This window comes from Trichothermofontia sp. (assembly GCF_053493415.1).
The window spans coordinates 1-10,629 of the sequence record NZ_JBRCAD010000057.1 but is presented as its reverse complement, the minus strand read 5'-3'; the positions used below and the strand labels follow the sequence as shown (position 1 = coordinate 10,629).

Annotated in this window: 10 protein-coding genes; 8 read left to right on the top strand and 2 right to left on the bottom strand. The window is 55.0% G+C overall.

Going from position 1 to position 10,629, the window contains the following annotated elements; all coding sequences use genetic code 11:
* The coding region (locus ACWIUF_RS04925; RefSeq protein WP_448571141.1) for a hypothetical protein at window positions 1–788 on the bottom strand (788 nt) is incomplete at its 3' end.
* A 220-nt stretch (window positions 789–1,008) separates the two neighbouring features.
* Here ACWIUF_RS04925 and ACWIUF_RS04920 point away from each other — a divergent pair.
* The 6 genes from ACWIUF_RS04920 to ACWIUF_RS04895 all read left to right on the top strand — a co-directional run bounded on the left by ACWIUF_RS04920 (window position 1,009) and on the right by ACWIUF_RS04895 (window position 7,774).
* Window positions 1,009–1,575, top strand: a complete 567-nt coding sequence (locus tag ACWIUF_RS04920) for an HdeD family acid-resistance protein (protein ID WP_448571139.1) — start codon at window positions 1,009–1,011, stop codon at window positions 1,573–1,575.
* A 173-nt stretch (window positions 1,576–1,748) separates the two neighbouring features.
* Entirely contained in the window at window positions 1,749–2,453 is a 705-nt protein-coding gene (locus ACWIUF_RS04915) for a hypothetical protein (RefSeq protein WP_448571138.1), read from the top strand.
* Window positions 2,454–2,481: 28 nt separating this feature from the next.
* Window positions 2,482–3,063, top strand: coding sequence for a DUF3611 family protein (locus ACWIUF_RS04910; protein ID WP_448571137.1), 582 nt, complete (start codon window positions 2,482–2,484; stop codon window positions 3,061–3,063).
* Between the two features lie 185 nt (window positions 3,064–3,248).
* Window positions 3,249–3,545 (top strand): hypothetical protein, encoded by a 297-nt coding sequence (locus ACWIUF_RS04905; RefSeq protein WP_448571136.1) that lies wholly within the window; start codon window positions 3,249–3,251, stop codon window positions 3,543–3,545.
* A 464-nt stretch (window positions 3,546–4,009) separates the two neighbouring features.
* Complete coding sequence (locus tag ACWIUF_RS04900; RefSeq protein ID WP_448571135.1) at window positions 4,010–4,375, top strand: PAS domain-containing protein; 366 nt, start codon at window positions 4,010–4,012, stop codon at window positions 4,373–4,375.
* A 12-nt stretch (window positions 4,376–4,387) separates the two neighbouring features.
* Window positions 4,388–7,774 carry a PAS domain S-box protein gene (locus tag ACWIUF_RS04895; protein ID WP_448571134.1) on the top strand — a complete coding sequence of 1,129 codons (3,387 nt, stop codon included), beginning with the start codon at window positions 4,388–4,390 and terminating at the stop codon, window positions 7,772–7,774.
* A 270-nt stretch (window positions 7,775–8,044) separates the two neighbouring features.
* On the opposite strand, the gene ACWIUF_RS04890 is transcribed toward ACWIUF_RS04895, so the two are convergent.
* Window positions 8,045–8,221: an NblA/ycf18 family protein gene (locus ACWIUF_RS04890; protein ID WP_448571133.1), complete on the bottom strand. Its 177-nt coding sequence runs from the start codon at window positions 8,219–8,221 to the stop codon at window positions 8,045–8,047.
* A gap of 379 nt (window positions 8,222–8,600) precedes the next feature.
* Between ACWIUF_RS04890 and ACWIUF_RS04885 the strand changes: the two genes are divergently transcribed.
* Window positions 8,601–9,335, top strand: a complete 735-nt coding sequence (locus ACWIUF_RS04885; protein WP_448571132.1) for a PspA/IM30 family protein — start codon at window positions 8,601–8,603, stop codon at window positions 9,333–9,335.
* Window positions 9,336–9,532: 197 nt separating this feature from the next.
* The gene (locus ACWIUF_RS04880; protein ID WP_448571130.1) at window positions 9,533–10,474 is read left to right on the top strand and encodes a phosphate ABC transporter substrate-binding protein; all 942 of its coding nucleotides are present in this window, start codon (window positions 9,533–9,535) and stop codon (window positions 10,472–10,474) included.
* Window positions 10,475–10,629: the final 155 nt, after the last annotated feature.

Below are 10,629 nucleotides of genomic sequence, written 5' to 3'. Positions count from 1 at the left end.
CGGCGGGCAGGGGGAGACGAAACAGGCGGAGGAGCCGTTGGTGTTGGCTTGGCGGCGGGTATAGGCGGTTTCAAGCCCTCCTGGAAGTGGCTGACGGTGACGATCGCGGCAATCACAAAATAGAACACCCGCAACCCCCAGCTACACAGGGTCATGATACTCGCCACGATCGGGGTGTCCATGCCGGTCACCTTGGCAAATTGGGCTTGCACCCGTGCATCAATCCCCATTGCCCGCTGCATCTCAGCCTGACTGGTGGGGATGGCCGTATAGCGGGCGGTATAGCGATAGAACCCCCACCACCCCTGACTTTGGATGCGATCGTCTAGGTAGGCATTGGTGAGGGCGATCGCCTCGGAACGACTCAGTTGCTCCTGCTCGGCGATCGTCAGTACCCAGCGGTCATAGCGCACCTGGGTACTGATCATAAAAATTAATGGCACCAGAACAATCAACAGGGCAGCACTCAACCGCTGGCCCCACCGGACGGGTAATAGACGGGTTAGGACACCTAAACCCAGACCCAAAATGGCAAAGACTAGGAGGTTGCTCAGTTCGGCCAACTCCAAGCTTTGCAGGAGGCCCCCCAATAAGGGAATGGGATAGATGACATATTCGGCTAGCCGACTCAGAAAATATTTCACAAGCGCAGCAACGGCGACAACGGCGATCGTGCCGCCACCATAGAGGGCTAGCCGCACTGGGAAGCGGGTGAAGGGAGAAGGCGTAGACATGGGGGCTGTGACGATCGCCGTTGGGGCAGCCAGAGGGGACTTAGAAACCTGCATAGTTTGGTTGTACCCAGGACAGCAAAAGGATAGGGAGTGAAACTAGGACCATTGCTAAGCCGTGGTCCCCAAAAGTTGCGCTGATGATAGCACTCCTACCCAAAACTAGGGGGAGCGGCGAAAAATTGACAGGGCTAGCAACGATCTGTTAAGCAAGGGAAGCATTAAATCATCAAATCAATCTCCTGCGGGAGCATCAACCAGAGGGATAAAACAAGTTATGACTCATCACGAAGGGACGCAGGATCTTAAGAAAGGATTAAATTGGACAATTGCCTTGGGAATTATTTTGGTTTTGATGGGGCTAGGCGCGATCGTCTCTCCCTTTGTGGCGGCGGTGTTTGTCACAATTATTCTGGGTTGGATGTTTGTCGTCGGGGGAATTTTGCGGGGGATTGACGCCATCCGTGGTCGTTATGAACGGAGTTTTGTCTGGCGACTGCTGATCAGCATCCTCTATGTTGTCCTAGGGATGTTGATCCTGACTAATCTCTTTAGTGGGGTACTCTCCCTGACCCTTCTGATTGGCATTTTCATCTTTATTCAGGGAGTCTTTGAAGTCATTCTGGCGTTTCAGATCCGCCCCAGCGGCAATTGGATCTGGGCATTGCTCAGTGGCCTGATTAACGTAATTTTAGGGATTTTGATCTGGTCGAAGTGGCCCGTGGGAGCGGCTTGGATACTCGGTGTCCTAGTGGGGATCAGCTTGCTGACGACCGGGATTTCCGTCATTATGTTTGCGATCGCGGCCCAACACGTTATCCGTGAAGCCACCCTCGACGCCTAGTGTTCTATCAAGCTTAATTTTGTCGGTTGGATCACACACAGTGCGACCTAACCATGCCCGTAACTGGGCTGAGTATCGCTGGCTTGACCCCAACCGACAACCCCCGACTTTAAGCATGACAGACACCCAGGGGGTTACCCCCTAGCCCCACCCTGTCACCCTCTCTGTTCCTTATGAATGATGCGGCCATTGAGCACCTCTGGGATTTAATTTGGGCAGCGATCGCCCTTGATCCGGCTGCCTACGAACTCCTGCAACGCCTCCCCCAGGGAACCCAAGCGGCCCTGATTATCGTGCTCCTGGCCGGGTTATCCCAAACCTTGGGGCAAGGGATTGTGCTCTTTGTCAACCAGGTTAAGCCCCTCCGGTTCGTCCTGAGTGTGTTGCTCTCGGCAGTATTATTTGCCTTTAGTTACTTTTTCTGGAGTCTGAGCACGTGGTTAGTGTGTGATTGGCTCCTACCGGCAAGGGTGCCGTTTCAGGCAGTCTATCGTACCTTGGCCCTGGCCTTTGCACCGCAACTGTTTGGCTTCCTGATTGCCCTGCCCTATGCCGGGGTGACGATCGGCATCGTGATTTCGATCTGGACCCTGCTGTCCTCCATTCGCGGCTTGGGCGTAGCCCTGGGGTTGGCCATTTGGCCTGCATTTTGGTGTGCGGCCCTGGGTTGGGTCGTCTTCCAAATCCTGCAACGGACCATTGGGCGTCCGGTGACGGCGATCGGGCGTTGGCTCGCCAACCAGACCGCCGGGGTCCAGTTGATTACGAACCTGAAGGCATGGGAACAAAGCCTCGAAGCGGGGGGCTACCTGACCCGCTTGCCCAATTCAGCCCAGCCCGGTAGCAGCGATCGTCCCCGTACCCCTGATAATCAATAGCAGGTTGCCCATCCTATTGCTTGAGACCATGTTTTTGGAACACCCTGCCCCTAGCCCACGGCGCTTGGCCATTGACTTTCGTTGGTTCGGTTGGCTTGGCTTCTGGCTCCAGTCCCTATTAGGTTTTATCCCCATCCTCCTGCTGATTTTTGCCCTATTTCTTTACCAAAGCCCCCAGCGCGGGGTGGTTGGCATCGGTAATTTTCTAGCCTTTGGCTGTTTAATGGCCCTCCTGTTCACCATCTACTGGTGTTTTCGCTATACACGGGTTGCCGTGGATTTGGAAGATCCCAACTTTCGTCCTCGTCGGATCGAGGTTATTCGGACCCTGTGGGTCGGGTTGTTGAGCAATGCAGCCGGGATGCTGTGTGCGGTCTTGATTGGGATGGGCAAAGCCGGAACCCTCCTAACCACCCTGCTTGCCTTGCCCCCAGGGGCGATCACCCTGACAGCCCCAACGACGGGGGGGACGCTGCTGAACCGGGGGCCAGTGGTGACCGTGTTGGATATGGTGGCGATGCAAGCCGTGCTCAATACGATCGCGGCGGAACTGGTGGGGATTTTGGTGGCACTGTGGTTGCTGTATCGGCTAGGGTACCAACAGTCCTGAGGGCACATTCAACGCCTAAGGAGCCTCGGTCAATTCAGGTATTGGGGGGCGGTTGGGGCTAACCAACATCGGGCGATCCAACACGCGGTGCAATCCAACACGCTCACCTTGTTGGGTCCCGCAAGTTTGACACCAACCGATAACCCATCATTTTCAGCATGACAAACGACTAGGACACTGGGTTCATGACGAACGCCAACAAGCGATTCTTGATTATTCGTATTCCAGAACACGCTTTTTTTTCAACCCTTTTGGGCTTAATGGTGAGTCTGGTTGTCGCAATGGGGATGGGGGGCACGATCATGCTGACCTATTTGGTTGTCGATCGCTGGCTGTATAACCATACCTACCGGCCAAGCGCCGTGGACAGTTTTCACGGTTGTGCCGCCTTTACCCCTCCCCCCGAACAAACGGTCGTGGCCATGCGCTGGGATGTGCGATCGCAGACCTGCCGCTACCGCACCCGCTCATCCGCAGATTAGGGATGGGTCACCTCCGTGGCGATCGCAGTCGCCAAAATGGTTAAAAAAGGTATGATCTCCGTTCCGACACGGATGATAGTGGGAACACTAGGCGGTAAGAGACACTAGGATAGGGGGGGACTGTCATGCTGAAACTCAGCATTGGTCGATTGGCGTCCAACAGGCGAAACCAACCGCTGACGGTGTGGGGTCGCTCGGTGTTTAGCTTAATCTCAACACGCAAGCGTCGTAGGCTAGTGCAGCATCACACTTAGAATGAGCGTGATCGACCGGCTCAACCCGTTGGCGCAGCGTCTCCCTCGCAGAAACAGATCTGGCCCAGCCACCCTGAGCGCAGCGTCGAAGACACGGATCGCCGATCGCCCATCCGCCCGTCTACGGCTGAGAGGGCACTCGTGTGGTTGGTTCGATGGCAGTTATTACTTGTATGTCATTAGGGTGAAAGTTCCCATACCCATAAAGTTATGGACCCTCGTCAACATCAGGCTCATCAAACGGGTGAGGCCGTTGATCGTCTGGACTTGTTAGCCTCGAGCTGGCTGAGTCGCCCGATCCAGGCGATGTTTGAGGGTGCATTTGATGCCATGATGGTGGTGGATCAAACAGGTTGCTGTGTTGCGGTGAACCCCGCCGCCTGCCAGCTTTGGGATCTGCCGCAGTCCGCCTTAATCAATCGTCCCCTCACGGATTTTACTGACCCCACCGATGAACTGGGTCGCCTTTGGCCCCTAGTTCCCCAATCAGACACCTTACTGCGGGGTGCAGGCTGTCTACGCTGCTCCCCCACCCGGATGCGCCAGGTGGCCTTTACGCTAGCGATTAACACCTGACCCGATTACCATTTGCTTACCCTGCACGATCGGGGCGAGTCTCCCCAACCCAGTTGGTTAGAAGGGGTCCTGGAAGCGATCCCTGACCCCATTTTTCTCAAGGACGGCCAAGGCCGCTGGCAACGGCTTAACCAGGCCGCGCTAGACCTTTTCCAGTTAGACCGGGTTGAGTGTCAGGGGCGGACCGATGCGGAAATCGCCGAATTAACGGACTTTTACCGCGAAACCCTCTTGACCTGCCTTGATAGTGACGAAGCGGCTTGGACCCAACGCCGTTCAATCCGGATTGAGGCAGTGATCCCCCAACCGATTGGGGCGGCGCGCACCTTTGATTTTTATAAGGTACCCCTGTTTCACACCGAGGGTCACCGCCAGGGTTTAGTGGTCGTGGGTCGAGATATTACTGAACGCAAACAGGCAGAGCTGGCGCTGCGGGAAAGTGAACAGCGGTTTCGCACGGTGTTTAAACAGGCCCAGATCGGGATTGCGGTCTGTGCTCCCCCCGACTTTAGTTTGGGGATGAGTAATCCCTTCTTTTGGGAATTTACCGGCTACGGTCCGGATGAGTTAGCCCAAATGGACTTTGCCGCCATTACCCATCCGGAGGATTTGGCGATCGAACAGGAACTACTCGATGCCTGTTTGACCCAGCGCCAGAGTAATTATCAGCTTGAAAAACGGTATCTGCGCAAAGATGGTCAGGTGCGTTGGGGGCGTTTGAATGCTTCCCTCACCTGGGATGAGCAGGGACAACTTCAGTTGCTCTTGGCAATGGTCCAGGATATCCACGATCGCAAACTCGCAGAAGCCACCCTACAGGAGCGGGACGACCAGCTACGCTCGATTTTTGATCACGCAATGGTCGGCATGGCCTTGATCGATCCCAGTGGCTGTGTGATTGCGGCGAATGAGGCGGATTGCCGGTTTCTGGGCTATTCCCAAGCGGAACTCATCGGTCGCCATTTTTCCGAGTTTACCTATCCAGAAGATCTCACGCTCGATCAACAGCTTTATCAAAGCCTTCTCCAGGGTATCTTGACCAGTTACGTCATCGATAAGCGTTATCTCCGTAAAGATCGCACCGTGGTGTGGGGACGCTTGAGTGTATCCCTGGTCAGGAATGCGGATCACTCGGTGCGGTATACCGTGATCGTGTGTGAAGATATTACCGATCGCAAACAGACGGAGGAAAATCTACGGCGCTATGAACGCATGGTGGCCGCAACTCCGGATGGGATGGCCCTCCTCGATCGCAATTATTGTTACCTAGCCGTCAATCAAACCTATCTGGATTGGCATCAAAAATCAGCCGAGCGGGTCATTGGCTATACTGTGGCCGAGGTTATGGGGGAAAAACCCTTTACCCAGACCTTAAAACCCTATCTGGACTATGCCCTTGCTGGCCGGGTGGTGCGCCATCAAGAGTGGTGTACCTCCCCAAGCCTGGGGCAGCAATTTATCAGTGTTACCTATGCGCCCTATGCGGATGACCAAGGGGGCATTTCAGGGGTCGTCCTCTCGCGCCGTAATTTAACCGACCTCAAGCAGGCAGAAATCGCCCTGCAACAACTGGCGGAGCGGGAGTTGCTCCTGGCGACGATCAATAACCGCATGCGCCAAAGCCTGGATCTCAAGAGCGTCTTACAAACGGCGGTGTCAGAGGTGCGCGCCTTCCTCCAAACCGATCGCGTTCTGGTCTATCGCCTCAACGCCAGAGGCAATGGTACGGTGGTGGCGGAATCAGTCGCCGAGGGCTGGATTTCCCTGGCCGACTTTATTATTCGCGATCCTTGCCTGAGCCACGATCGCGTATTAACTGCCCTGGCCCAGGGTAAGGTCCACGCCATTGCTGATGTGGGGTACGCCCGTTTGAATCCCTGTTATGGCGAGATGTTGGAGCAGTTCCAAGTCCAAGCCAACCTTGCCCTCCCGCTACTACAAGGCGATCGCGTGTGGGGGTTGCTGATTGCACACCACTGTCAGGCCCCACGCCACTGGCTGTACGAAGAAATTGATTTACTGAAGCAACTGGCGGGGCAATTAGCGATCGCGATCCAACAGTCAGAACTCTATCGTCAAGTCCAGGACCTCAATACCGATCTGGAACATCAGGTCACCATCCGCACGGCAGAACTGCTACAGGCAATCCAGTTTGACGAGCTACTCAAACGCATTACCGATAAGGTCCGCGATGGCCTGGATGAGCAGCAAATCCTGCAAACCGTGGTGCAAGAATTAGTCCAGGGGATGTCGGTAGAATGTTGCTATACGGGTATTTATAACAAAAGCTATACCACCTCAACGATTACTAACGAATTTATTCGGGATCTCAAAAGTGCCCTAGGTACCACGATTGAAATGGCTACCGCCCCCCATCCCGAAGTCTATGCCGACCTGCTCCAGGGTAAAACCTGCATTTTTGGCGATTTAGTTCCTGATCCCCTGCGATCGGACACGCGCCTGTTTGCGATTCTGGCCTGTCCAATTGTGGATGATCAGAAGGTTTTAGGCGATCTTTGGGTGTTCAAACATCGCAGCGATATCTTTAATGAGCAGGAAATTCGCCTGGTGCAACAGGTCGCGAACCAATGCGCGATCGCCCTCCGCCAGTCTCGACTCTATCAAGCCGCCCAAACTCAAGTGCTGGAACTGGGACGCCTGAACCAGTTAAAGGATGACTTCCTCAGCACTGTCTCCCATGAACTGCGGACCCCGATGTCGAATATAAAAATGGCCACCCAAATGTTGGAGATTCAACTAACCAGCTTGGGTATTTTAGGGGCTACCGTCAGTGAAGGCGCAAAGCTCGCCCAAGTCAATCGCTATTTTAAGATTTTGCAAGAAGAATGCCAGCGGGAAACGACCCTTATCAATGATTTACTGGATCTGACCCGTATTGATATCAACCCTGATCCCTTTCATGCCATTCAAATTGAGTTACATTCCTGGCTCTTTCTGATTGTGGAGCCATTCAGCCATCGGATACGATCGCAACAACAAACACTAGACATTCACATTCCCAAGACCTTAACCCTAGAAACAGACCTGACCTATTTGGAACGGATTCTGCGGGAATTGCTCAATAATGCCTGTAAATACACCCCCCGTGGCGAGACCATCAGCATTACGGCCCAAGCGGTGGCAATGGGGATAGAACTGCGGATTGGCAATACGGGGGTGGAAATTCCGCCCGCTGAATTTGAACGGGTGTTCGATCGCTTTTATCGCATCCCCAGCCATGATCCCTGGCAGCACGGGGGGACGGGTTTGGGGCTTGCCTTAGCAAAACGATTTATCGAATTCTTGGGTGGCACTATTCGGGTTGAGTCTGCATCGAACCTTACCGAATTTGTGCTGAATTTGCCGACGCACTTACCCAAATTCCAGCCTGGACGCTAGGCCCGTGCCCTAAACCCCTGGCATCTGCAAAACAGCCAGCATCCCTGTCATCCTTGGGAGTGTGAGAAGCGCCATTGGGGATAAACCCCTTCCTTCCGGCTGTGCCCATCAATCTCGTGTATGTGTCGTGTTTTAAGCGCGGACTGAACCGTCTCCCGAATGCGCGGATTACCGCAGACAGGCAATCTGAGTTGACGTTCCCTTTCCCCCAGTCCTCTTCTCGGCTGAGAACAACACAAGAGGTTGAGAGCGTCTACCCGGATCACCCCCTTAAAGGGGGACCTTGCGCATGAGGTCACGGATTACATTGTCCTTGAGCATGAGCAAACGTGAGGCCTGCAATAACAGATCGAGGGCCTGCTCGTGACTCATCTGGCTCAAGGACTCCTCCACCAAGCGCATTTGGAATTGCTGCTCCAAGGAAAGCTCAAAGGCTGCCGGGTTCATACTACGGTCCTCCGTTAAGTAAAGTTACCTATCGCCGCTAGCAGATTACCGTTGGCGTATTATAGTAGACACACTCTCCTACAACTAAACGTGCATTTTTGTGCGGCTTTTTACAAATTTTAACTCAAAAATCTTGAAATGCCGACATTAGCCCATGTTGCCCGCCGTCAGAGCCGATAAATAGCGCTTAGAAGTTTGAAGGACACTACAGATAGCGTTTTATCTCGTTACATTGGCTTTATCTTTCTTGATGGAAATAATCTGAATCAGCCCGATTGCGGCGGGAACCGGGCTAGGGTCTGACGGAACAGGGGGAATCCGGGATAATAGGGATGTCGCCATCGTATAGTCTCGGTTGATTTGTAAGGACGCTCCAACTATGAAAAAGTTTGTTTACTGGCTGATGGGGGAGAAGGCGGGTCGCACGATCGTCGGGACCTGGAATTGGCTGTGGGGGTTGCCGGTCGAGTCGGGCGGGCCAGTGGCCGTGGCCGTAGCGGAGGAGTCATTGCAGTCGATGCAAGCCTCGGTGCAAAAGCTGGCCCAGGCGGTCGCAACCCAAATGGCCGCCTATGAGCGGGCGAAACAGAAGTACGAGCAAAAGGCCAAGGAGATGGCAACCCTGGAGCAGCAGGCGATGACGGCCCAGCAGCAGGGCAATGAGGAAGCGGCCCGTTTGGCTATGGTCCAAGTCATCCAGATCGAACAACTCCTGCCCCAGTTGGAGGCCCAAGTCCAGCAAGCCGATCAGTTTGTTAAGGCATCCAAGGAAAAACTGAACCGGGAGCGGATGAAGCTGGAACAGTACAAGGCCGATATGCAAAATATGAAGGATCTGGCAGAGATCAATGAGGCCCTAGCGGCGATTGCCCAAGTCAATAACGAATTTGACATTAGCTCGGCCCGTTCCCAGTTCGAGTCAGCGAAGAATGCTGTCCAGCGTCGCAACCTGCAACAAAAAGCCTTGGCGGAAGTTTCGGAAAATCCCGCCGAGCAACTCCAGGCAGAGCTACAGCAAATGAGCCTCGATCAGGCAGTGGCCCTACGCTTACAACGCCTGGGGGGGCAGCCCGATGCAGCGATGCTGCCCTCGGAGCAAGCACCCGCCGATTAAGATTTGGCGACCGACGGGGATAGCAGAATTGTTGGTGGTGCGATGCTGCCCTCGGAGCAAGCACCCGCCGATTAAGGGCTGCGACTGTAGCGTCGGACATTGGCGATCGCCGGGTACCTGGTTTATTTATTTAAAGATACGTCTTGCGATCAAGCTAACGCTAGGACCAAAGGCACACCACATACAGGATTACACGCATGGCACAAAAAAGCGGCCCCCCACCGATCGTCTTTATTCTCCTATTCCTGATCCTGGCTGGGGGCGGGGTGTACTGGTTCCTGTTCCGGCCAAAGCCCACAGGGGGGCCAGTGATGCCCAATGGGAATCCGGCGGCAACGTTTCCCAATGCCCCCTCGCCGTCATCCCCCAATGGCGGGGGCGGGCTTCCCCATAGTGCCTTTCCCCCACCCGCAACGGTGCCAGCGGGGACGCTCGTGCGGATTGATGGGTCCACCAGTATGGTCGCGATTAACCAGCATCTCAAGCAAGGTTTTCAACGCCAGTTCCCAGGCACCACGGTAGTCACGAACGCGATCGGAACAGCCCAGGGGCTTCAGGCCCTCGCCGCAGGCCAAATTGATCTGGCGGCGGCCTCACGTCCCCTCTCGCCCCAGGAGCAATCCCAGGGGTTGGTGGCGGTACCCATTACCGTTGATGCGATCGCCGTGGTCATTGGGGTGAATAATCCTTTCACGGGGAGCCTCACACCGGAGCAAGTGGAGGGGATTTTTACGGGCAAAATCATCAACTGGTCCCAGGTCGGGGGTCCCAATGCGATCATTCGGGTGGTTAACCGACCAGCGGTGAGTGGTACACACCAGGCGTTTCAGGAAATGGTGTTACGCGGACAACCGTTTGGGACAACGCCGAATATCACCACGCTGCCCCGTGATGCCACGACGCCGATGCTTCAGGCCCTTGGGGTGGATGGGATTGGGTATGCAACCTATGCGCAGGTGGCGACCCAACGCACCGTGCGATCGGTGCCGATTAATGGGGTGACGCCCGATTCCCCCAGCTATCTCTATCAGCGCACGTTGTATTACGTGTATAAAAATCCAGCATCGCCAGCAGTGCAGGCATTCCTGGGGTATACGCTTTCGCCCCAAGGACAACAGGCGATGGTTATGGGGGGGTAAGGGGGAGCCTGAGGGGGGACGCCGCAAACCCCCTCAGGCTTGCAGAACCTGCCGGGACACGCGGGGGCGGTCATGGCAACAGAACAACCCGTGGCCTTGCAATTCGAGATGTTCTTAAGTTGGCCTTACTGGCCCGTTGGGGCTGTCTCCAGAGG

What these genes read in the sequence shown, in the direction of transcription:
- ACWIUF_RS04920 (WP_448571139.1), top strand. Translation starts at nt 1,009, where the DNA reads ATGACTCATCACGAAGGGACGCAGGATCTTAAGAAAGGATTAAATTGG.
- ACWIUF_RS04915 (WP_448571138.1), top strand. Translation starts at nt 1,749, where the DNA reads ATGAATGATGCGGCCATTGAGCACCTCTGGGATTTAATTTGGGCAGCG.
- ACWIUF_RS04910 (WP_448571137.1), top strand. Translation starts at nt 2,482, where the DNA reads ATGTTTTTGGAACACCCTGCCCCTAGCCCACGGCGCTTGGCCATTGAC.
- ACWIUF_RS04905 (WP_448571136.1), top strand. Translation starts at nt 3,249, where the DNA reads ATGACGAACGCCAACAAGCGATTCTTGATTATTCGTATTCCAGAACAC.
- ACWIUF_RS04900 (WP_448571135.1), top strand. Translation starts at nt 4,010, where the DNA reads ATGGACCCTCGTCAACATCAGGCTCATCAAACGGGTGAGGCCGTTGAT.
- ACWIUF_RS04890 (WP_448571133.1), bottom strand. Translation starts at nt 8,221, where the DNA reads ATGAACCCGGCAGCCTTTGAGCTTTCCTTGGAGCAGCAATTCCAAATG.
- ACWIUF_RS04885 (WP_448571132.1), top strand. Translation starts at nt 8,601, where the DNA reads ATGAAAAAGTTTGTTTACTGGCTGATGGGGGAGAAGGCGGGTCGCACG.
- ACWIUF_RS04880 (WP_448571130.1), top strand. Translation starts at nt 9,533, where the DNA reads ATGGCACAAAAAAGCGGCCCCCCACCGATCGTCTTTATTCTCCTATTC.